Consider the following 21,796-nt stretch of genomic DNA (forward strand, 5'->3'; position numbering starts at 1 on the left):
TAAAGCTGCTGTACTATAAAAACCCTTAAGATAGCAAAATAACGAGAACATTGGAGTATATATGAGTATCTATAGTACCAACACCCACGGCGAAAGAAATGATGGAAGAATGAAAATCTCTTCTAAAGGTAAGCAGAATTTGGCAGCGACGGCACCTCCCGAGTTTAAAGGGCCAGAAGGAGAGTGGTCTCCAGAAGATCTATTCTCAGCTAGTATATCAAGTTGCTACTTACTCAGCTTCAAGGCGTTGGCCCAAGCAAGAAAAATGGATTGGGAAACACTTGATGTTAAAGCAGATGCTAAGCTAGAAAGAAAGGATGGAAAACTCACTTTCACAACGGTAGAGATTCAACCAAGTCTAGTTGTCCATGGTAAGGAGAATGTTGAGGACTATCTAAAATTATTAGAAGAGACTCAACACAAATGCCTGGTTACAAATTCAATGAATTGTAAATTCACGCTAAATCCTAAAATTAAAGTAGCCTAGTTACACCTCATCTATAAGTGGGGAAACACCCCACTTATAGAATGTCTACTTTATCGACGGCCTTGTAAAAACCACTGTTTAACCTCATTTATTAGCTTGAATATGGTTAAATGGAAAAAATTTATCAAGGCCAACTAATGAAGAAATTATTCGATTTAATCATACTCTCTTGCTTGATGAGCTCGAGTGCTCTAGCCACAAGTTTAGCAACTGACTTATCGTCAGAAATAAAAGTCCTAAATGCTGAATATGGGAATGTGAAAGACTACCCAATTGTAATCTTTGATAAGAGTGAAGTGGTTCCTTTGCTCAAAGGTCATAGTGAAGAAGAGCAGGTTAAGCTTTTAAGCGAGTATATGCTTCAAAAATTTAATATCGTCTTAGAAAGAAATGAGGCGATAAATCTTATTCCATATTTTGGTATTTTAAATGGTTCAGCCTCGGCCCTCCCTTTCATGAAAGGTGGCTGGAGTCGTGAATTTAAGTTTTGTGCAGTTCTTCCTAATGGAGTTATGAATGATCTGCCAAGCGAAGTAAGAAGGGTTCTCGGCCATAGTGATGAAGTTGATGTGTATAAGAACTTTGACTTTTCACAATTTGAAAAAAAGTTTTCATTAGAGGAATTGCACTACTATTCTCTCTACCACGAATTATCGCATTGCTTGGATGATATTTATCTTCCTGAGAATTATCAAGGGTCAGCTAGTGGTCATGGAATTCATCAATCTGAATCATTTGCTGAGGTGAACGCCTTATTTCTTATGGCACAAAAGAAAGGATTAAAGCGCATAGGAATCAATAGGGCGCTTCTAAGAAAGACTTATAGTAAGTATATGGGGCCTTATCTCGCAAGTGATAAAGTTAGCCCATATGCCGGTGAAGTTGTAAAGCAAGGGGGAGGAGTCTATTTTCTTTCACCTGTTCTTATTGCAGCACAAAGAGAAATTGAAAATTTCGATAAGGATGTTTTAAAATACGATCTTGATGAAACCCTGAAGTTGTCGGCAACTATTGTTGAACATCATTCGATAAATTCACGAAGTTTCCAAGGTTTTGTAAAATACTTCAAGGATGGAAGAGAAGAAACCCTCGATTACTATAAGGGACTTGCGGATAGGGATCCTGATCTATTCTTGGCCTCTTATTATGACTTATTATATCTGACTTCAATTCTTGAGAACTAAGATAATTAAAGGATGTCATCGATTGACCTTTCGTGGCTCTTTATGGCCTCGTAAAGGTCGTACATCTTGCTATTTGTCCCGTAATCGACCTCTTTAAAGTCATGAATATCTTTAATAATGTGAGTAATCTTGGAAATGCGATCAAGATTCTTTTCACAGCGATTTAACGTTTCGTTATCAAAACCTCTCTTTAATCTACTTAAGCATAATTTTGAAACAGTAAGAGGGTTATTAATCTCATGAGATAAGGTGATAATCATCTTTGAAATGGCATCTCTTTTTTGAAATCGTTTAAGTTCTTTTGATTTTTCGCGATCAACTATATGCTTGTAATAGACTACTAATGAAAAAAGACAAATTGGTATTCCTTGATTAATAATCACTTGGAGCTCTTTATCTAATATTCCCGAAAAGCTATCTCCTGTATAAGAGTTATAAATGATGGCAACGGAGTTAAGAAGTATTCCCACAAAGGCAACTCGAAAAGAAACGGTGTAAGAAATTAGAGAAAAGACCACAAGCATCCATGGTACTAGTACAATTGCATGAGATTGTAGCTCAAAGGCCCTTAAGTTTAGTATAACGTAGCTCATGCTTAAGATTAATATTCTAAAGAGAAGAGTATTGTCGTACTTTTTGTAAAAGAAGAGGGAATATGCCGCAATAGGAATAAAAAGGAGAAAGGGAGCATTGTACTTACTAAATACTCCGACGTTATAAGAGAACACTCCAACCATTATAATAAAAATTAAAACGATAGAAATAAGAGTGAACGCGATTAAGCGAGCCTCGTAACGTTTATCAATAGCTACAAGTTCATTTTCATCATTTACAGAATTTGGATAAAAGTATTTGAATAAATCGACGATTATGATCCACCTCTGTTTTACTCAGTCGCTCTCAATTAATATTAGGTTTTATCTTTTACTCAGTCAATAAAGTTTGTTTTTCTGAGGTAGCGTTGCTTTATTTCCTCAATTAGAGAAGTGTTGCTATGCATAGGGGAGATTTTAAAAGCGTTCTTTCTAATCCTCTCGTCCATTTGGGCCTCAATTGAGTCTAGGACAATTTTTATTAATTCTTTTTTTAGTTCTTCTTCATTTTTATTTTTAAAAATTTTTGGAAGAATTTCTTCTCCTATATATTGGCGAACTAGGGCCAACTCACCGTGCTCTTCATAGAGTCCGCGGTTATCATACTTTGTATTTTGATCCTCAAAAGATCTAAGTTTGATTAACTGATAGGCTTCATCTGTCATTTCGTCATAGTAAAGAGCATTAAAGATGGCATTGCGGTTATTTGTTACAAGAACGGCCATGAGATCAGCAAAGAGTTCGTTATATGGAGATGAAAGATGATATTTTTCTAGCTCATTATGGGTCTTGACCCTTTCCTCTATGGACTCGATTTGCTTTGTGTAGTATTCAACAACATTTCTCGGGTTTCCTTCAGCGTATGCCTTTTGACGATAAATTTTAAAGCGCGAGAGTCTTTCTGCTAATGCCTTGAGCTTTGGATAGAATAGTTTTCCAATTCTCTTTCCAAAAATGGCATGAGAGTACTCATGGTAAAGGATCGCGTCGGTTCCAATTGCATAAGAATTAAACACTTGTCCCCATTGATTCGTAAATGTTAAATGAAGAGGAATGCGTACTGTTTCTCCAATATCAAAAGATGCTCCATTATCCCTTGTTAGTAATTCTAAGTTAACCATTGGTGCATCAGGTTTAAGATTTGCAACTTTACTTAGTGCTTTCTCGGCCCAATCTACATCACTACAATTAATAGTCTCTCTATGTTTTACTTTAAAAGCTGAGGCAACGTACTTGTACTCTGTACTACATTTTAACTCTTCTTGAATCTGTTGAAAGTCTAGTAGTCTCGACTTGATGTCAATTGCTGAGGCATTAAAGGCAAATAAAGTGAGAATGAGAGGGGCGATTTTTTTCATATTTATAAATATCACTTCCAAAGAAGGAATTTTGTTTAATTGAAAGATTTTCTAGTGCGTCTAAATATGAAACACAATAATCACTTGTTTAATATTTTTAAATTGTTGATTTTACAAGTTTTGGTGGACTGTAAAATTGTACATCACAATTTTTTTTCTCGAATCTCGATATAAATTATAGTAAAGACTAATTGTTTACGTTTAATATTTAAAGGAATTGCTATTGGAAGCCCTAATTAATTCTTTTGGCGAGTTTAAGTCTCGTTGTGAAGAGAGAAACTATCTTCAAACATCTTGGCCAAAGGATCGTACATATACACTATTGTCGTATTTAGTATGTTGTGTTCTACTCTTACTTGCTGGAATACTTGCTGACTATCAACGTTACTATACTTTTGGATCAGCAAATATTCTTACATTCTTTAGAGCTTTACTTGTCGCTTATGGCCTTATTTTTTTTATTACATTTAGAAAAAGTGATTATAGTGACAATATTGAAATCCACTTATTCTTTATTAAGTTGGCATCAGTCGCCATTGTTACACTAATGACATTTATGATTATGGGAACTAGTACTACATTGCTTGCTGGAGTAATGATTATGACTACATCATTCTATGTGATGTTACCGGGAAGATTAAATGGAATCATTGTAAACTGTGTACTTCTTTTTACATTATTTATTATTGTTCCAATTTTAAATGAATCAGTTGATCTAGAAAAACATTTTTATAAGGCCTTTATTCTTCTATCGTTAAATATAGTTCTCTTTGCCTTTAGGTCAATGTTTAATAGAGCGTGGAGGCTGTTCTATATATCGAATCGCCGTCTAGAAGAGCTTAATAAAACTAAAGACGATGTTATTTCAACGATTGCTCATGACTTAAAAAGTCCACTACAAGTAATCCTAACGTCAGCATCTCTTGTGTCGAGAAGAAATGAAGAATTGTCTGTTGAGAGAATTAAGATTTACCAAGATCGAATTATTAAATCAGCGAAGAAGACAGATGCACTTTTAAAGGATCTTCTTACTTGGGTGTTAACGAGTAATGAAAGCTTAGGTTATACTCCAAAAGAGCTTAATATAAAGGATACAATTACAAGTGCTGTTGAATTTGCTTATGAGTTAGCACAAACAAAAGACCTCGAAATTGAAGTTGATTTAGAGGACTACATCTTTAATCACGATAGTAATATGATTGAAACTTGTGTTCGTAATATTATTTCAAATGCTATTAAATTTTCTCCTGAAGGAAAGAGGATTGTCGTCAAGGGGGCCATCGAAGATGGTTACGAAATCCAAGTTTGTGATGAAGGAGAAGGGGTTCCTGATATTGTTATTGATGGGATTCAAAGTGGGCAGACCTTCCATGTAAAGAAGGGGACAATGGGAGAGAAAGGAACAGGGGTTGGTCTAAAACTAGTTCATTCTTTTCTAAAGAAACATGGTGCAGATTTACTAATCGAGAATATGCCAAATAGTGGCTCACGCGTGACTTTAAAATTTCCAGTGATATAATAAGTACTTTATTGATCTATTAATTTAAAAAGGATTCGCCATGAGCTTTTGGCAAAAAATAGCACCAGAAAAGGCCATTAAGCTAATTAACTTTTGGCCACCTTATCTTGGTGCGGGAATTAAGGTCTTATCAATCAATGATGAACGCACAAAGATCTGTGTTCAAATGAAACAAACATTTCTTAATACAAATTATGTTGGAGTTCACTTTGGGGGAAGCTTATACTCAATGTGTGATCCATTCTATATGCTATTGTTAAGTTTTCATTTAGGGAAAGAGCATATCATTTGGGATAAGTCTGCGGAGATTGAATTCTTAAGACCGGGCAAGGGTATAGTTAAGGCCGAATTTGAAATTACAATGGAAGAAATCGAAAGAATAAATAAACAGGCCAGCGAGGAAAAAAGAATTCATCCTGAATTTGAGACTTATATATATGATAAAGACGGAGTAAAAGTGGCAAGAGTTAAAAAAACTCTATATGTTCGTCAAAAAAATAAAGGTTAAGTCAGTTTTCTATTATGAAAGTCGCAATTGCTGGTGCCAATGGTTTTATTGGTCGTAATCTCATTCAAAAGATCAAAGGCCACTATCATATTAGGGCCCTGGGACGTAGTGAGTCCTATTTAGACGAGAATATTGAGTTTTCAAAAACAGACCTCTTTTCTTATCGCAGCACTAAAGAAGCCTTAAAAGATATTGATATTGCAATTTATCTTGTTCACTCAATGCTACCATCATCACGTCTATTTCAAGGAAGTTTCCGTGATACAGATCTTCTTTTGGCCGATAACTTTGCAAAGGCATGTCAGTACAATGGTGTAAAACATATTATATATCTGGGAGGACTTGTTCCGACAGGTGAAAGTAGTGAACACCTAAAAAGTCGACTTGAAGTAGAGGAGGTTTTTAAGTCTTCAGGTATTGCTTATACACTTTTGCGAGCGGGGATGATTGTTGGAGACGGAGGATCATCTTTTGAGATATTGAAGAACCTTGTAATTAACTTACCTGCAATGATTTTACCTAAGTGGACAAAAAGCCGCACTCAAATGGTCTACATAGATGACTTGCTACGTGTTGTCTCGCATTTGATCGGTAATAAAAAATTCTTTAATCGAACTCTTAATATTGTTAATGGAGAGGATGTTACCTACGAGGACTTGATTAAGAAGACTTCTCACCGTTTTAGAAAATTCTGTCCCATGATTCCTGTTCCAATTAATTATTTAAAATTATCAAAATGGTGGGTGACTATTTTTGGTGAATCACAATTTGAGTTAGTTTCTCCTTTAGTCGATAGCTTAAAATGTCACCTTCCAAAAGTTGAGATCGAAAAAGATATCAGAGACCTAATCAAATTAAGATCATATGATGAAATGTTAAATTTGATTAATTTAAGAAAAACTAAAAAAGCATCTCATAAAGCAAGGCGAAAAGAAGAGAAAACTGTTCGCTCCATACAACGACTCGAAAATCCAAGCTCTCTTGAAATGCGAGAGCTTGCGAATTCTTATATGAAGTGGCTTCCACGCTTTATTCGATTTATTATTCATGTCCATGAAGAAGAAGGGACTATTACTTTCAATATTTTTGGGCTTAAAAAACCATTACTTATTCTTAAGTTTATCGAAAATAAGTCTAATTTAAGAAGGGCAAAGTTTCATATTGTTGGCGGAGTTTTAAGTGCATCCAAAGATACTGGTTGGTTGGAGTTTAGAAGTGTTGCAAATGGAAAATTTACTTTAGTTTCAATTAATAATTTTCGTCCTTCGCTCCCTTGGTATATCTACTGCTATACGCAGGCTCCAATACATCTCTTTGTCATGAGATCTTTTAGTTCTTATTTAAAGCATTTTAAAATATCTTAAGTTTATCCGACTCTTTCGCAATGATAAGATGGCATTATCTTAATTAACAAGAGATAGATGACGATGTTTATCTATTGACGTCGTTATGTATTCTCTACAAGACACATAAGGGTTAAAGGAGATTTCCATGATTAGACGTTCAATTGTTCCCCGAAAAAGTTCAAATTTAAATTCAGATTTTTTTGGTTCTGCTAATTTTGACAATGAGTTTAGGGATATTATTACTGGCCTAGAGGATATCTGGCAGGGCAGAGGAAGTGGAAGCAGTAATACCTTTGGTGAAATGAAGGAAACAGACAATGCTTTTCTGCTAAGTATTGATATGCCTGGTGTTAAGAAAGAAGACCTCAATATTCAAGTTGATGATGGCCTAGTTACTATTGAAGCCGAACGAAAAACTCTTTTTGAAGGTGGTGGCGGAGAAACTCGACGTATTTCTCGCAGTATAACAGTTCCTCATTTTATCAATCGAAATGAAGTTCAGGCCCAAATTCAAGACGGTATTCTCTATTTAGCATTACCAAAAAGTGCAGAGAAGAAGTCTCATAAGATAGAAGTTTCAGATGCTTCTGATAACTTTGTTAAATTATTTTCAGATGATAAGAGTAAATCATCACATTAAATTTCATAGAACACTAGGCTTAATGGCCTAGTGTTTCTGAATCTAATAAGTAGATAAATATCGGTAGTGTGGAAGTTATTAGAACTTCTCCAGAAGCTTTATTTGATAAGGTCAAACAGCTAAGAGCTCTAACTTTCTTTTCCGAAGAAAGAGGGAAGTCACATGCGCCGCTGATTTTAAGGTCTTGTTCCTCAAGGCTTATGAGTGAAAATAAACCATTGTGAGTAAATGAGAAATCACCACTTGAGCTTACAAGAAGTTTTTTTTCAAAATTACACTTTGTCTGTAATTTCCTTACTTTTAAAAAATGATGAATTGAGCCGAGTGCAATCATTTGATGATCGAGCCGTCCACCTAAGAAGCCAAATAAGTTAATCTCGGTGATATTATTTGGTATCAGCGTTAGAGCAAAGGTGAGGTCAGAGTAGTCTTTATTTACTTCTAACTTGATATCAAGACTATCACTTGTTTGGTTTGAGTCATCATCTCCAATTGAGAGGTAGGCGTGGTCATCGTTTGGCCTATGATTAAGTCCGCCATCAACGTAAATAATAGGAGAATCGATTATATAAGGAAGAGTTAAGGCCATTGGCCCAATAATTGTAATCTTATTTGTTTTTTTAAGCTCTTGTTTAAAAGTTTCTATCTTCATTAAAATTTTTCTCTTTGTTCCTAAGACAAGTTATATCATACCGCATCGATGACTAAAATATGCTCTAAAAGAATTTGGAAAATTCACTGAGACAATTTTTCTATATAACAACTGAATTATTTTTAACTTATTTCGTAAATGGCCTCTTGGGCCAATTGAAGTTTTACGTGGTGCTTTAAAGTAATTTCGGGGAATTATGAAGCTTTTTTGCTAAATTGATAAATTTTCTCAATACTTTTTAGCTATATAATGATAATTTGAAAAAGTGAATTGGGTTAGGGCAATAATCTTTACATTTACTCTTACTATCTTTGCGCTTCCAAGCATCGCATTAGATAAATATGAAGTTCTTATTCTTCATTCTTACTCGCGTGATAGTATTTGGACGGACCTTATTGATCAGTCAATTAAGAAGTATCTTCATAGTGATAGGAATCACTTAGATGTGTATACAGAGTATATGGATTCTAAGCGTTTCTTTGGCCAGGACTATAGTGAAAAATTATATAACCTATTCTCAATTAAATACTCCGACAGAAATATTAAATTAATTATCACTTCTGATGATAATGCTTTTGCATTCGCGATGAAGTATCGTGAAACATTATTTCAGAATAGTCAGATTATATTCGCAGGAGTTAATGGTTATCATAACGAGTTTAAGCAGAAGTATCGAAATGAGAATAATTATACGGGATTAGTTGAGAGCTTCAAGATCAAAGAAATGCTTGAACTTTCTCAGAAGTTACACACCAAGGCAAATAAGTTTTATATTATCAACACAATACATACTCCAAGTGGTCAGTACCTAAAGAAAGAGTTCCAAAAGTCTATTATTGAGTTGAAACTAGAGGACAAAGTTGAGTTCTTAGAAGATTTAAGTGCAAGCGATCTTTATAAAAAAGTCAAAACACTAGAAAAGGGCTCATTTGCTCTTTATGGTGGCTTTTCTCGTGATCGTGATGGAAATTTTCTAGACTTTGAAAAGAATCTTAGCGAGTTAGCAAAACATTCGAATGTGCCTATATACGGCTTCTTAAAATACTATCTTCCGTACGGGTTGACAGGGGGCTACTTCACAAGTGGTGAGCTATACGGAAAGGAAGCTGCTCTTATTGCAAATAAAGTCATTTCGGGTGTAGATATAAATTCTATTCCAATTGTTGAAAACGTGGATGCTCCGATAATTTTTGATTACGCAAAGATTGTTAAGTATGGCCTAGACTTTCACAAGCTACCGGTAAATGCACAGATTATAAATCGCAATAATAAGCTACTTCGTTTTTATGAAGAATATACCTTTGAGTTTTGGTTTATTCTATTTTCATTTGCGTGTCTATTTATTAGCCTGGTGGTTCTTGCTTATCATTTTGAACAACAGAAGAAACATAAGAAGGCCGTTCTTCGAATTAATGAACAACTTGAGGAACGAGTCGAAAAGAGAACAAGACAGCTAATTGAACAACAGTCAAAACTGATTAACTCGGCCAAGCTTGCTTCAATTGGGGAGATGGCCAGCGGGATTGCTCACGAAATTAACAATCCTCTTACAATCATTGACTTGAGTGCTTATCGAATCGTTCAAATGGCGGATAATGAAATTGTTTTAAAGTCTGCTCAGAAGATAAAGCTTACAGTTGATCGTATCTCTAAAATCATAAAAGGGCTTAAACAACTGGCCAAGGAAGACGCTAGTCTTACAAGTGAGCTTGTCAATATTAAGGCAGCGATTGAAGATGTCATCTCAATTTGTAAGACAAAATTTAAAGAGAATGAAATTCATTTTAAAATTGATGTCGATGAAAATTTAAAAGTTCACGGCGCCCCTGTTCAAATCTCTCAGGTCGTTTTAAATCTTCTTAATAACTCTTTTGATGAATTAGTGCAGGGTGATACTGAACGTTGGATTAAGCTTGAAGGTAAAAAAGAGATGGATATTGTTGAAATCTCTGTAACGGACTCAGGTAAGGGGATCTCTGACGAGATTTTTGAAAAAATCATGGAGCCATTCTTTACAACTAAGGTTGATCAAAGAGGTACTGGCCTTGGGCTAAGTATCTGTAAGAATATTATTGAGCACCACAAGGGCCGCATCTTTGTCGATAGGTCTTGTCCGAACACTCGTTTTGTTATTCAACTACCTACTGCGTAAATAAATAATTGCATTTTAGGGATTAAGTGATATTTATTTATAATGATAAGCTTAAAGGCCATTGGTCGTACCATTGTATTTTTATTCTTTTTATTAAGTTCACTTGTCCAAGCTTCAGAAACATTTGAGATTCTTGTGTTGCACTCTTATGAAAAAGGGAATGTGTGGACTGAAGAACTTGATAGCTCCTTTCGCTTTCATTTACACCGACGCAGTAATTATTCAATGAAATTCTATACAGAGTATATGGACTCTAAAAGATTCTTTGGACAAGAATATGATCAGATCTTAGCGAAGTTATACGCGACAAAGTTTAGCACGCATAAAATTGACCTTATTGTAACAACTGACGATTATGCATTTGATTTTGCTATTAAATATCGAAAAGAGATTTTCAATGATGCGCCTATCATTTTTAGTGGCGTAAATGGCTATGATAAGTTTAAGCGTGATCTCTATCAAACAGAAAAGAACTTTACGGGTGTCGTTGAAACTTTTGATGTTATTCCCACTGTTAAGGGGGCTCTTGATATGAACCCTATGGCCAAAAAGATCTATGTGATAAATACTCAATTTACTCCAACTGGCCGTTATCTTAAGAAACAATTTGAAAATTCATTTAAAAAAATGAAGCTCAAGCAACAAATTATCTATATTGAAAATTACAATATGGAAGAAATTTATGAAATGGCCAAGGGGTTTGAGGATGATTCGATTGTTCTCTTTGGTGTTTATGCAAGGGATCGAGATGGAAAGTACTTTGAATTAGATGAAAACATTAAGAATCTTAGTAAAGTTTCAGCCCAACCAATCTATGGTTTTAATAAAGTCTTTTTAAATAAGGGGATCGTCGGAGGTAATGTTTCTGATGGATCGATTTATGGAAGAGAGATAGCTCGAATGGCAGATGAGTTTCTTTCTGGCGAAAAGAAAATATCAGAGATTCCATTAATTATTGAATCGATAAATGACCTTGTTTTCGACCTTGATCAACTAAAGAGATATGATATTGATATCAATACGCTACCTGAAAAATCTAGGGTCATCAGTTATTCATCTAGTTTCTTTCAATTCTATCATGAGTATAAGTCAGAACTTTTAGTGGTTTTTGCATGCTTTGTTTGCCTGTGTATTTTCTTCTTTATCTTATTATACTTTTTTGAGAAGCAGCGTAGCTATAAAGACTCTCTCATGAGAGTGAATGAGAAGCTTGAAAGAAGTGTCCATGACCGTACAGTACAGCTCGTACAACAACAGTCACAAATTATTAACTCTGCCCGTCTCGTTTCAATTGGGGAGATGGCCAGTGGGATTGCTCACGAGATTAATAATCCGTTAACAATTATCGACCTGAGTGCTAACCGAATCTCTCAGCGTACAGGCTCTGATGATATCATCAAGAATGCAGGCCGAATCTCAAATACAGCATTTAGAATTTCAAAAATTATTAAGGGCCTAAAACATCTTGCCAAGGATGGAGATAAGTCAAAATATACTGATTTCCATCTAATTGAGGCCGTAGAAGATGTCACATCTCTGTGTTATGAGAAGTTTAAAGAGAACGATATCGTATTTAATATTAATGTTGATGAGTCAATTGTAATTCATGGCTCTGTTATTCAAATCGCTCAAGTTCTTCTAAATTTAATAAATAACTCATTTGACGAACTAATCAATGTTAAAGGAGAGAGAAAGATCAATGTAAAGGCCGTTCCTATTAAGAATTATGTGGAAATCTCAATTACTGATACTGGGAGAGGGATACCGGAGGATATTCGAGCTAAAATTATGGAGCCTTTCTTTACAACAAAGAAAAAGAATAGAGGAACAGGACTTGGTCTAAGTATTTCTAAAAGTCATATTGAAAAACATGGTGGTGAGTTTTATTTGGATGAAAGCTCTTCTTTGACTCGTTTTGTTTTTACCATTCCACATAAGGTATAATAGTGGCACTTGTGTGCCACTGTATATATTACTGAGCTCGACGATCAAAAATTAATCTTACGCGTGTTCCATCACAAACTTCATTTTCTTCATTCAGTATATCGACAGCGATATAGCGAATACCTCTTTTAGAAGCTTCATATTTTGCAGATTGTAGCTTACTTTTTATTAGCATTTCATTTTCTAGACACGCTTGAGCTGATCCATTAGATTTAGATTTTGTATAATCAAGATCAAGTGTTCTCGTCTCTCTTGCACGATTAAAGAAAAGACCAAATTGACAATGTTGACCAGATTCTGTGTTCCAAGATGTTTCAATAGAAAAGACATTTAAGTCACTATCTGCAGTTAAAAGGTCAAAATTAATTCCTTTTTCAGAGAATAGTTTTGGTGTTGTTGTATATTCAACTTTGTAGCGTTTGATGAATTCACCACAGTCGTATCCTGTTCCCTTAACGAAATATGTTGTTCCTGTTGGTAGTGGCCAAATTTGAGCACTAACTGAAGATGCTATAAGTATTGTTAGTAGAAATAGTCTTTTCATTATAGACTCCTAAGAAATTTAATAAGATCTTGGCGATCCTTCTTTGTTAATTTAATAAATTTGTCTTTGGACTTTTGTGCTTCTCCACCGTGCCACAGGATTGCTTCTTGAAGGTTTCGCGCACGCCCATCGTGAAGAAGTCGCGTGTGGCCATTTACAGTCTTTACTAGCCCTAGGCCCCAAAGAGGTGGAGTTCTCCATTCTCTTGTTGTGGCGTTTCCTTCAAATTCATAAGAGCGTGTATCATCGGCCAGCGCATCTCCCATATCATGTAGTAGCATGTCCGTATATGGATATATCTTTTGATTATTTAAGACATGATATTTAGAGTTTGACCCTGTTGTAAATTCAGGCCTATGACATGCTTGGCAGTTAATTTGGTGAAATATCTTCTGCCCGTTCTTAATACTTGTGTCATTAAAGATTCTTCTGGCCGGGACAGCGATTAGTTGTGTGTATAGAGTTACTTTGTCTAAAAGTTCTTTTGAGATATCTTTCTGTGTTTTTTTCTCTAAGCAGTCAATTTGTAAGAGACTACATTCTTCAGTTGGGAAAAGGGGACTTGTAATTCCTAGGTCTCCATTGAAAGCAGCAGCATTTTGTTCCAAGAGGTTTGGACGAGAAGCTTTCCAACCAAAGCGACCAAGTGCTTTTCTTTGTTCAATAACTGAGTAGACGTAATTTGCACGTCCTGAAATTCCGTCATTATTTAAATCTTCAGGATCTTCTCCTGCAAGAATTTCTTCTTTGTTAATATTTTCAAGTAGACCAAGCCCAATCATTTGTGGCCCAACTCGTGGTGAGACAATTGTATTATCTCCTAGGCTTCCATGAGTAAGCTTTCTAAAAATGTAATTTGGTTTTTTTAACTCATAGGTTTCACCATCGGCAAAGCTTCCTATGATCGTTTCAAATTTTACGAAGACTTCACCTTCACCTTGGACCCCTTCAATACTGTGAGGTTGGAATTGGTCACCGTAGGCAGGGTGGGCCTGTAACTTCCCATCCTCTCCAATTGTTTTTAAACGAAAGAGTAGGGAGATATCAGTTTTACCATCATCTTCAGGAAGCCCACGTCCACGCCCATCTAGAAGGTGGCATGCTGTACAGGAAGTCGCATTAAAGATTGGCCCTAGTCCATCTCTTAAAGGAGTCGAAGAAGGAGATGTTACCCAAGCTCCTTTAAAAAAACTATTTCCAACTTGAAATTGGCGCCTTAGCATTCCACGTGTTCCACTCATTGGGTGAGAGAAGGCATTCACTGAAAAGTCCAGTGTGGTCCCGGCACCGGCCGGGAACTTTTCACTGGAATATGTATTAAAACTTAATACTGAAACTAATGTGAGAACGAGAGCTCTTACCATTGTACAGGTGTCTCTAGTTCTTCAGAGATTTCAACAAGTTCAATTGCTAGTTGTTCCATCTCTTCGATTGAAGCTAGAATTTGTGGCCTTGCATTCTCATCAAGAATTGCTTGATCAAATGGTACAGGAAGGCCTGCTAGCATTTTGTTAATCTTTGTAACTCTGTTATTAATTGTTGTCGTAAGAATTGTGTTGTCTGTTAGGTTTAGAATTCCCGTTGCTTTAAGGACATTTGCAACACCCCAGAAGTTCCACTGAATATCCATATGAGTCATATCAGAAAAACATGAGTGTTCATCTTCTTGTCCTTGAGTTTCCCAGGCAACAAACATTCTTTCACCTGAAAGCTCATCTCCAGACATATAGATCATTCCTGAAAGGATATTATTAAGGGCCTCTTTTTGGTCTTTTGCTTCAAATGCTGCTCTATAGTTTTCTTTGTTTGGTGCCCAAGCATCAACTAGTTCAGTTAGGTGATCAATTAAAAGCTCTGTTGCTGTTGATAAATATTTTGCACGTCTTTGAGCGTTCTTTCCAAGACCAACGATATAATCTGTGTGAGGTCTTTCTCCAGCACCATCAACTGATAGGTCTTGTCCCCAAAGTAAAAATTCAATGGCGTGGTAGCCAGTAGAAATATTCTTTTCACCATTAAGTTCATTAAGTGAAGAAAGGATTTCTTTTGAAATTACTGGATAGTCTGCAACGTTATTTACGATACCTGCATTTGGGGCACCTTCAACATAGTCGATATAAGCTTCATCAAGTGGCCATGCATTTAGTAGACCTTCTGGACCTTCATCGCTATCAATTGGTCCATTGTAGAATCTAAATACTTCTGATTGTCCGTAAGGTGCTCTTGCTTGTCTCCAAGACTCTCTGGCCATCTCAAGCGTCATAACCGCTGGGTTTGAGATGAAGAACTCAACGTCTTCTTGAAGAGTGATCGCCTTATCAAGAGATTCTGTATAAGTTTTGTGAACTAGGTTAGAGTAACCTTCGATTACTGATTGTGCTGTTGTAGCAGCAGATGCATTTATACCTAAACCTAATGAAATCAGTAAGATAGATCTTTTTAACATATTCTTGTCCTTTGTTATATTTCTGATCGTTTATTGAAACATTGGTTTGATACATCAAACATAAGTTAATATCAACAATTAAATTCATTTTTTATGGTAATAGACTTTATTCATATAGGATGATTTAATTTTCCTCATGTATTTACTTCGAATTGTAGTGCTGGTGCTATTTTCACTAAGTCTATTTGCATTACCTATTGGCCATGAGTCAGGTTTTTTGGGGGATACTACATCTCGCCCAGGAGATATTGGTGCGGCATTAGTCTATCCATCTGCAACGGCCTATCTGAAGCGTGATGAAATCAAGATCTACTTTGGCCTTATGTACTCTAGACAAGATATTGATGTTGAAGAATCTGAGGGGAGTGATTTTGAAAGTCAGTTCATTCCATACTTTACCGGCTTCGCAGGGGACCTTTTTGGGATAACATTCACAAATTTTGTCACGTATAGTGGTACAAATAATGGAACACTTTCCTTTAACACAAATGGACTAAAGGGGAATGTAAACATTCAAGCTGAAGAAACACTTCTTGGCATAAGTGCTGCTAAGAAATTGAATGAAAAATTCGCTATCGGTTTTTCTGGAAATCTAAATATTCAATCTTCTAAAACATTCTCTACTTTCTATGGGAGTATAGGGGGCAGTGATTATTTGCAAACAGTAAATAATCGAACAAAGTATATTATTATTAATACACTCTTAAGTGCTTCCTATATTGAAAGAGAGCACTTCCTAAGCGCTTCCTTGGCATTCCCTGGTATTAAGTATTCTTCAACAAGTATCGAAGAGAGCTACCATCGAATAGATGCTGATCCTGCGGTGTTTACTAGAGAAGTAAGCAAGCCTGACTATAAGAGTAACCCAGGTATAAATATTGGTTATAGCTATCTGTCACCAGTCAGTTGGAGTCCTTCTTTTGAGATCTTCTATGATATTTCGAAAGATATTATTTCGTTTGATCCTAATCAGGAGCAGAATCGAAATAATTTTTCTGACGACTTTTGGCTTCGATTTGGCCTAAGTACACCAGAGTATACGATGTCTAAGTTTTATAAGGGGACAACATATTCATTCTTATTTGGTCTTCAGTACCGTGAAGTCGAAAATAAAGTCTCAGAGGAGCTTCCTGAAACAATCTCCCGTACCTATGAGGCATCCATGGGATTTAAGCTAACCAATCGAAAGGCCAGCCCCATTTTCGGCCTTTATTACCAGAATCAAGACGGTGGTTCAGACACTAGTGTTGTCGGGCTCATGTACTCTTCAAATTATAATATTTTTGACTAATTTATGTAGACTTGGATCTACAATGTGGTGTAATAAGTCTCGTTCTATTTTGGCTATGTCAGGAGATTTATTATGAGTACAATGGCCCAATTCTTTAGTCGCAATTATCGACACTTTAATGCCGCTTCACTAGTTGATGCTTCTAAAGCCTATGTCGACCATTTAAATAGTGGGAAGAAGATGATGGTCACTCTTGCTGGTGCCATGAGTACGGCCGAGTTAGGGGTTTCTCTTGCTGAGATGATTCGCCAGAATAAGGTTCAAATTATTTCTTGTACTGGTGCAAACCTTGAAGAAGATATTATGAATCTCATTGCGTATAACCATTATAAACGTATTCCAAACTATAGAGACTTAAGCCCTGAGCAAGAAGTGGAGCTTCTTGAGCAAGGTTTTAACCGTGTGACTGATACTTGTATTCCAGAAGAGACGGCCTTTAGAAAATTACAAAAGTATCTCTTTGAAGAGTGGTCAAATGCTGCAAAAGCAGGAGAGAGACTCTTTCCACACGAATTTCTTTATCGAATTCTTCGCCGTGAAGACTTTGCAAAAGAATTTGAAACAGATGTGGCCAATTCATGGGTTATGGCCGCTTGTGAGAAGAACCTTCCTATTATCGTTCCAGGTTGGGAAGACTCAACAACGGCAAATATCTTTGCTTCATACTGCTTAACTGGAGAGCTTGAGCCTTCACTTGTCAAAAATGGAATTGAGTACATGATGTTTCTTGCAAAGTGGTACCCTGAAAATTGTGGTGACGGTGGTATTGGCTTCTTTCAAGTCGGTGGTGGAATTGCTGGAGATTTTCCAATTTGCGTTGTTCCAATGCTTAACCAAGATATGGAAGACGATGTACCTCTATGGTCGTATTTCTGCCAAATCTCTGATTCGACAACAAGCTACGGTTCTTATTCAGGAGCGGTTCCAAATGAGAAGATCACTTGGGGAAAACTATCTTCAAATACTCCAAGATTCATTATTGAGTCAGATGCAACGATCGTAGCACCACTAGTTTTTCAATACGTATTGGAAAACTAAGCTCATTGTTCTAAGATAAAGGGACATGAGAGTACAATTTTTATACAAATTTGGGGCATTCTTTTTAGGATGCCTTTTTTGTTTCATCCTACATTCACAACTTGACTGGTCACCAGTGATTGCTTCAGCAATTATTGGCCTAATCGCTAGTCTGATTCCCATGAGAACAACTCTACAAGCGGCAGTCTATAGTGGAAGCTTTGCGGGTATGTGCTCTAGTTCGTTGGTATCTAACTACTGGGAGATTTTAGGAATTTCTCTTATTGGTGCAATTCTATACTTTTATACATTAAGAATTTTTCAAGGCTTTGGTGGAAAGCTTGGAGCGATTGCCTTTGTTAGTGTTGCCTTATTCTTTTTTATCAAGGGGAGCATCATATGATAACTGCAATTTGCGTTTCACTTATCGGTGCACTTTCAACTTTTCATCTCTCTCGATTTAATAAGATAGGAACCATTAGAGCTTCCGCATTTTTAACTTTAGTTGCTTATACTATCTTATATTTTACTGTTCCTGATTATGAAATGATGGCCGTGATATTCTTTGGTTCAAGCTTTGTTGGAATGAGTTGTCCTGTAAAAATGCATAATTATACCATTATCATAGGCGCAGTTTTCTTTGCTCTTTTCTTTCAATACTTAGTTCCATATCTTGAAGGATATGGGGGAGCACTTGGAATGAGTGCGTTCCTGAGCGTTTTAGTCATCCAATTGGCTTTATATTTTGGACGTAAACTTGCCAGATCAAATTAAGATTGCCATCATTTTTATATGAGAAATCTTTTACTTCTAATTACACTACTTATTTCTAATATCACTTTCGCAATTGAAACTGTCCAAGTCACTGGCAGTATTGAAATCAATACACCAATTGAAGAAGTTTTTGAATTTGTGGCCGATCCAATGAACGACCATCATTGGCGTAGTGAAGTAAATGATATGGCAACAAATTCTCGTACTTTTGAAATAGGGAGCACTTTTAGAGAAGATGCGTGGATTGGTATTCGTAAACACTTTATTACGACAACTGAGCTAATTGAATTAAATGCTCCTCATCAAGCTTTATTTGAAACAGTAAGATCAAATCCATATTTCTTAAGAAGTAATCGTATGTTTAAAGAAAGTGAGAATGGAACTATCTTTACATATGTGGTGGACTTTGATCGTCGTATGATTAAAGAGACCTTTGGCTTTAATGCCAAGCCAGAGGTCGTGGTAAAATTATATGGTGTTCTTATGAAGAAGTACTTGAAGAAGTTAAAAAGGAAACTAGAGTAGAGTTTCTCTAATAATCATAAAAATTCCCATCGCAATTAAAAAGTAACCAAATATCCTTTTAAGTTTTTCTTGTGGAAGCTTATGGGCGAGGGCCGCGCCAAAGACTGAACCAATAATGGCCAAAATTGTAAAGATTGCAATAAATTGATAATCAAGTTCTAGGTTAGGAGAGTTTATAATATTTCCCATAAATCCAATGTAAGAGTTAATTGCAATTATCAGGAGAGAAGTCCCAATGGCCTTCTTCATCGGGATATAAAAGAAGTTTAACAGAGCTGGAACAATGAGGAATCCGCCACCAACTCCAATTAGACCAGTCACGATCCCGACAACACTTGCGGCCCCAAAAATTGTTAGATTTGATGAAGGTTTAATTTTGATTTTTTTGCCATTCTTTAGCATTGAAGCTGAGGCCAAGAGCATGACTCCCGCAAATATGTAGAGTTGAAGCTGTCCACTTATGAAAGATGCGAGGTAAGTTCCAAGATAGGTTGAAAGCATTGTCATTGCTCCAAATTGAAATGCTAATTTCACCATAACGTTCCCATTCTTGTGGTGTCTTAGAGTTCCCATAAGGCCAGTTAAGCCAACAATTGCTAAGCTCATGGTAATAGCAATTTTAGGATCGACTTTGACAATATAAACTAAGATTGGAACCACGAGGATAGAGCCACCTCCACCTAAGAGTCCAAGAGTTATTCCCACAATAAGTGCTAGTAGATATTCCATATATATTTCTCCTAAAGTCAGAATAAAGGATTAATCTTTCTTAAACATTGATGGGGGTCAATGTCTTTTCTCATAAATTTATTTACTCTGTACTAGGAGGAAATTATGGATAATTTAAATGTAGAAACATTCTTTGATGAGCAAACTTACACACTAACTTATATCGTCTATGATAAGGTGACAAAAGATGCTGTGATTATCGACCCAGTTCTTGATTATGATCAAGCGTCATCAACAATCACGACAGAGTCAGTCAAAAAAATTGCAATTTATGTTAAGGAAAGAGGACTTAAACCTCACTATATTTTAGAAAGTCACGCTCACGCTGACCATTTAACTGGGGCCTTAAAACTTAAGAGCTTTTTTCCTGATGTAAAAGTTGCGATTAATAAGAATATTAAAATCGTACAAGAAGTTTTTGGTACAAAGTTTAATATCTTAAAAGAGATTAAGCTTGAAGACTTTGATACCTTTTTAAATGAAGATGAACTACTAGTGGCCGGATCAATTGAAGTAAAAGCGGTTTTTACTCCTGGGCATACTCCTGCATGTACTTCATTTATCATTGGTAATAATGTCTTCACAGGGGATGCTCTTTTTATGCCTGACTATGGTACAGGAAGATGTGATTTCCCTGGTGGAGATGCAAACGCTCTTTATGATTCAATTACAAAGAAACTTTATACGTTACCTGATGAGACAAATGTTTACACTGGTCACGACTATCAACCAGGTGGAAGAGAGTTAAAGTACAAGAGTACAATTGGTGAGAATAGGAAGAGTAATGTACACCTTAGTGCAGATACAAGTCGTGAAGAGTATGTGAAATTTCGTACCAGTCGCGATAAAACACTTGCAGCACCAAAGCTGCTTCTTCCAAGTATTCAGGTAAATATTCGTGGGGGGCATATGCCTGCGCCACAAGATAATGGAGTGAGATACCTTCAAATGCCACTAACATTTAAAGATTAAATAGAGAGTATTATAAGTGCTCTCTTTTCTTTTCTTCAGCTAGGATTTCATCTTTGGCCTGGCCTTGTAGGTCCTCAACTTCATCAAACTCATCCATAATTTCAATTCCAAAAAATGTCTCTACAATATCTTCAAGTGTGATTACTCCTAGAATTGTTCCGTAGTCGTCACTTACCATAGCGATATGTTCATTTTCCCGAATAAAGCGTTTAAATAGATTTCGAAGAGGGGTTTGGCGATTAATAATTGCGATGGGCCTTATAATTTGTAATTCATAAAGTTTCTTGTCTTTATTATTTTCAATAATTGATTTTGCTATATCTTCTTTGTGGATATAGCCGCTAATTTCATTAACATTCTCTCCATAACATGGGATGCGAGTTACTGGAGCTTTTAGGTCATAGACAGAGGCAATAGTATCTTCGACATGTACCATGAAGACCTTGCGTGCTGGAGTCATGACTTCTTCGATGACTTTTCTAGATGCCAAAAGAGACTCTTTTAAGAATTCTCCCTCATCTTTTGCTAGCGCCTTTGTTTGAACACCTAGCTCTATCATTGACTCAACTTCCTCTCGGCTCATCTTGTGTTCAGTTTCTGTTTTTAATAGTCTCATTAATGTCATTGATATGAATAGGATTGGCCTTAGAATAAAAATCAGAGGTGGAAGTATTCTTAGTAAATATGGAGTCAGGGATTTCCAATAGTGATGTCCTAGAGATTTAGGAATAATTTCTGAAAGGTATAGGATGGCCAATGTTAAAACAATGGAAACTGCCGATAAGTAATACTCTAAGTTTACGCCACTAACTCCCATTTCTTTAAATATTTGTATTGCCTCTGAACCTACCCCAGCAGCACCAAGAGTGTGTGCAAATGTATTTAGAGTGAGAATTGCGGAGATGGATTCATCTTTGTTTGAGGCATATTTTTTTAATGCTTGTGCATAACTACGATTCTGGCGCTGAGATGCCAAAATGAAACTTGGTGTAATGGAAAGTAGAACGGCCTCCATTATAGAACATAGAAAGGAGACACCAATCGATATGACAATATAGATTATTAGCATTTTTATACTTTAAATGGGCCTTAAATTTGTGTCAAATTAAGTAACA

At 36.0% G+C, this 21,796-nt stretch carries 22 protein-coding genes; 14 read left to right on the top strand and 8 right to left on the bottom strand.

Features of this window, described 5'->3' with window-relative positions:
* The first annotated feature begins 61 nt into the window (after positions 1-61).
* Together M902_RS13780 and M902_RS13785 are read left to right on the top strand one after the other, a co-directional pair.
* Complete coding sequence (locus tag M902_RS13780) at positions 62-487, top strand: OsmC family protein (protein WP_021268473.1); 426 nt, start codon at positions 62-64, stop codon at positions 485-487.
* 110 nt (positions 488-597) lie between these two features.
* Positions 598-1,671, top strand: coding sequence for a hypothetical protein (locus tag M902_RS13785; protein WP_021268595.1), 1,074 nt, complete (start codon positions 598-600; stop codon positions 1,669-1,671).
* 5 nt (positions 1,672-1,676) lie between these two features.
* Here the strand turns inward: M902_RS13785 and M902_RS13790 are convergent, their stop codons facing one another.
* Positions 1,677-2,264 (bottom strand): histidine kinase dimerization/phospho-acceptor domain-containing protein, encoded by a 588-nt coding sequence (locus M902_RS13790; protein ID WP_040314865.1) that lies wholly within the window; start codon positions 2,262-2,264, stop codon positions 1,677-1,679.
* A 335-nt stretch (positions 2,265-2,599) separates the two neighbouring features.
* Positions 2,600-3,622 (bottom strand): hypothetical protein, encoded by a 1,023-nt coding sequence (locus M902_RS13795; RefSeq protein WP_021268245.1) that lies wholly within the window; start codon positions 3,620-3,622, stop codon positions 2,600-2,602.
* 223 nt (positions 3,623-3,845) lie between these two features.
* Here M902_RS13795 and M902_RS13800 point away from each other — a divergent pair, with 223 nt between their 5' ends.
* The 4 genes from M902_RS13800 (at position 3,846) to M902_RS16190 (ending at position 7,635) form a co-directional block, all read left to right on the top strand.
* Positions 3,846-5,141: a sensor histidine kinase KdpD gene (locus tag M902_RS13800; protein WP_021268577.1), complete on the top strand. Its 1,296-nt coding sequence runs from the start codon at positions 3,846-3,848 to the stop codon at positions 5,139-5,141.
* Positions 5,142-5,181: 40 nt separating this feature from the next.
* On the top strand, positions 5,182-5,649 hold the full coding sequence (locus tag M902_RS13805; protein WP_021268487.1) for a DUF4442 domain-containing protein: 468 nt from the start codon (positions 5,182-5,184) through the stop codon (positions 5,647-5,649).
* 14 nt (positions 5,650-5,663) lie between these two features.
* Positions 5,664-7,013, top strand: coding sequence for an NAD(P)H-binding protein (locus M902_RS13810; RefSeq protein ID WP_021268523.1), 1,350 nt, complete (start codon positions 5,664-5,666; stop codon positions 7,011-7,013).
* 127 nt (positions 7,014-7,140) lie between these two features.
* The gene (locus M902_RS16190; protein ID WP_021268632.1) at positions 7,141-7,635 is read left to right on the top strand and encodes an Hsp20/alpha crystallin family protein; all 495 of its coding nucleotides are present in this window, start codon (positions 7,141-7,143) and stop codon (positions 7,633-7,635) included.
* 19 nt (positions 7,636-7,654) lie between these two features.
* On the opposite strand, the gene M902_RS13820 is transcribed toward M902_RS16190, so the two are convergent.
* Positions 7,655-8,287, bottom strand: a complete 633-nt coding sequence (locus tag M902_RS13820) for a hypothetical protein (protein ID WP_021267813.1) — start codon at positions 8,285-8,287, stop codon at positions 7,655-7,657.
* A gap of 265 nt (positions 8,288-8,552) precedes the next feature.
* On the opposite strand from M902_RS13820, the gene M902_RS16195 reads away from it, so the two are divergent.
* Together M902_RS16195 and M902_RS13830 are read left to right on the top strand one after the other, a co-directional pair.
* Complete coding sequence (locus M902_RS16195) at positions 8,553-10,439, top strand: HAMP domain-containing sensor histidine kinase (protein WP_021267895.1); 1,887 nt, start codon at positions 8,553-8,555, stop codon at positions 10,437-10,439.
* Positions 10,440-10,481: 42 nt separating this feature from the next.
* Entirely contained in the window at positions 10,482-12,383 is a 1,902-nt protein-coding gene (locus tag M902_RS13830; protein ID WP_021268226.1) for a sensor histidine kinase, read from the top strand.
* A gap of 28 nt (positions 12,384-12,411) precedes the next feature.
* Here the strand turns inward: M902_RS13830 and M902_RS13835 are convergent, their stop codons facing one another.
* Genes M902_RS13835 through M902_RS13845 form a run of 3 tightly spaced genes read right to left on the bottom strand, consistent with a single transcriptional unit; the run spans position 12,412 to position 15,373 of the window.
* The gene (locus M902_RS13835; RefSeq protein WP_021267775.1) at positions 12,412-12,927 is read right to left on the bottom strand and encodes a hypothetical protein; all 516 of its coding nucleotides are present in this window, start codon (positions 12,925-12,927) and stop codon (positions 12,412-12,414) included.
* Entirely contained in the window at positions 12,927-14,291 is a 1,365-nt protein-coding gene (locus tag M902_RS13840; protein ID WP_021268402.1) for a di-heme oxidoredictase family protein, read from the bottom strand. The genes M902_RS13835 and M902_RS13840 overlap by 1 nt, the downstream gene beginning before the upstream one ends.
* A complete protein-coding gene (locus tag M902_RS13845; RefSeq protein WP_021267974.1) occupies positions 14,285-15,373 on the bottom strand; it encodes an imelysin family protein in 1,089 nt (362 codons plus the stop codon). Before M902_RS13845 ends, M902_RS13840 begins: the two co-directional genes overlap by 7 nt.
* A 136-nt stretch (positions 15,374-15,509) precedes the next feature.
* Between M902_RS13845 and M902_RS13850 the strand changes: the two genes are divergently transcribed.
* From M902_RS13850 to M902_RS13870, 5 genes are all read left to right on the top strand, one after another.
* Positions 15,510-16,664, top strand: a complete 1,155-nt coding sequence (locus M902_RS13850) for a hypothetical protein (protein WP_040314866.1) — start codon at positions 15,510-15,512, stop codon at positions 16,662-16,664.
* Between the two features lie 72 nt (positions 16,665-16,736).
* Positions 16,737-17,702, top strand: coding sequence for a deoxyhypusine synthase family protein (locus M902_RS13855; protein WP_021267864.1), 966 nt, complete (start codon positions 16,737-16,739; stop codon positions 17,700-17,702).
* Between the two features lie 25 nt (positions 17,703-17,727).
* Positions 17,728-18,084, top strand: a complete 357-nt coding sequence (locus tag M902_RS13860) for a hypothetical protein (RefSeq protein WP_198011908.1) — start codon at positions 17,728-17,730, stop codon at positions 18,082-18,084.
* Complete coding sequence (locus tag M902_RS13865) at positions 18,081-18,455, top strand: hypothetical protein (protein WP_021268526.1); 375 nt, start codon at positions 18,081-18,083, stop codon at positions 18,453-18,455. The genes M902_RS13860 and M902_RS13865 overlap by 4 nt, the downstream gene beginning before the upstream one ends.
* Positions 18,456-18,473: 18 nt before the next feature.
* Positions 18,474-18,980: an SRPBCC family protein gene (locus tag M902_RS13870; RefSeq protein ID WP_021268572.1), complete on the top strand. Its 507-nt coding sequence runs from the start codon at positions 18,474-18,476 to the stop codon at positions 18,978-18,980.
* Here the strand turns inward: M902_RS13870 and M902_RS13875 are convergent.
* The gene (locus M902_RS13875) at positions 18,972-19,709 is read right to left on the bottom strand and encodes a sulfite exporter TauE/SafE family protein (protein WP_021268731.1); all 738 of its coding nucleotides are present in this window, start codon (positions 19,707-19,709) and stop codon (positions 18,972-18,974) included. The genes M902_RS13870 and M902_RS13875 overlap by 9 nt on opposite strands.
* A 105-nt stretch (positions 19,710-19,814) precedes the next feature.
* Between M902_RS13875 and M902_RS13880 the strand changes: the two genes are divergently transcribed.
* Positions 19,815-20,681 (top strand): MBL fold metallo-hydrolase, encoded by an 867-nt coding sequence (locus M902_RS13880; protein WP_021268735.1) that lies wholly within the window; start codon positions 19,815-19,817, stop codon positions 20,679-20,681.
* Between the two features lie 10 nt (positions 20,682-20,691).
* Here M902_RS13880 and M902_RS13885 read toward each other — a convergent pair whose 3' ends face one another.
* A complete protein-coding gene (locus tag M902_RS13885; RefSeq protein ID WP_021268196.1) occupies positions 20,692-21,750 on the bottom strand; it encodes a CNNM domain-containing protein in 1,059 nt (352 codons plus the stop codon).
* Positions 21,751-21,796 lie beyond the last annotated feature (46 nt).

The sequence above is a fragment of the Bacteriovorax sp. BAL6_X genome (genome assembly GCF_000443995.1).
Lineage (GTDB): Bacteria > Bdellovibrionota > Bacteriovoracia > Bacteriovoracales > Bacteriovoracaceae > Halobacteriovorax_A.

Coding starts and splice junctions, on each gene's coding strand:
- M902_RS13780 (WP_021268473.1), top strand. CDS start 62: ATGAGTATCTATAGTACCAACACCCACGGCGAAAGAAATGATGGAAGA.
- M902_RS13785 (WP_021268595.1), top strand. CDS start 598: ATGGAAAAAATTTATCAAGGCCAACTAATGAAGAAATTATTCGATTTA.
- M902_RS13790 (WP_040314865.1), bottom strand. CDS start 2,264: ATGAGCTACGTTATACTAAACTTAAGGGCCTTTGAGCTACAATCTCAT.
- M902_RS13795 (WP_021268245.1), bottom strand. CDS start 3,622: ATGAAAAAAATCGCCCCTCTCATTCTCACTTTATTTGCCTTTAATGCC.
- M902_RS13805 (WP_021268487.1), top strand. CDS start 5,182: ATGAGCTTTTGGCAAAAAATAGCACCAGAAAAGGCCATTAAGCTAATT.
- M902_RS13810 (WP_021268523.1), top strand. CDS start 5,664: ATGAAAGTCGCAATTGCTGGTGCCAATGGTTTTATTGGTCGTAATCTC.
- M902_RS16190 (WP_021268632.1), top strand. CDS start 7,141: ATGATTAGACGTTCAATTGTTCCCCGAAAAAGTTCAAATTTAAATTCA.
- M902_RS13820 (WP_021267813.1), bottom strand. CDS start 8,287: ATGAAGATAGAAACTTTTAAACAAGAGCTTAAAAAAACAAATAAGATT.
- M902_RS13830 (WP_021268226.1), top strand. CDS start 10,482: ATGATAAGCTTAAAGGCCATTGGTCGTACCATTGTATTTTTATTCTTT.
- M902_RS13835 (WP_021267775.1), bottom strand. CDS start 12,927: ATGAAAAGACTATTTCTACTAACAATACTTATAGCATCTTCAGTTAGT.
- M902_RS13840 (WP_021268402.1), bottom strand. CDS start 14,291: ATGGTAAGAGCTCTCGTTCTCACATTAGTTTCAGTATTAAGTTTTAAT.
- M902_RS13845 (WP_021267974.1), bottom strand. CDS start 15,373: ATGTTAAAAAGATCTATCTTACTGATTTCATTAGGTTTAGGTATAAAT.
- M902_RS13850 (WP_040314866.1), top strand. CDS start 15,510: ATGTATTTACTTCGAATTGTAGTGCTGGTGCTATTTTCACTAAGTCTA.
- M902_RS13855 (WP_021267864.1), top strand. CDS start 16,737: ATGAGTACAATGGCCCAATTCTTTAGTCGCAATTATCGACACTTTAAT.
- M902_RS13860 (WP_198011908.1), top strand. CDS start 17,728: ATGAGAGTACAATTTTTATACAAATTTGGGGCATTCTTTTTAGGATGC.
- M902_RS13865 (WP_021268526.1), top strand. CDS start 18,081: ATGATAACTGCAATTTGCGTTTCACTTATCGGTGCACTTTCAACTTTT.
- M902_RS13870 (WP_021268572.1), top strand. CDS start 18,474: ATGAGAAATCTTTTACTTCTAATTACACTACTTATTTCTAATATCACT.
- M902_RS13875 (WP_021268731.1), bottom strand. CDS start 19,709: ATGGAATATCTACTAGCACTTATTGTGGGAATAACTCTTGGACTCTTA.
- M902_RS13880 (WP_021268735.1), top strand. CDS start 19,815: ATGGATAATTTAAATGTAGAAACATTCTTTGATGAGCAAACTTACACA.
- M902_RS13885 (WP_021268196.1), bottom strand. CDS start 21,750: ATGCTAATAATCTATATTGTCATATCGATTGGTGTCTCCTTTCTATGT.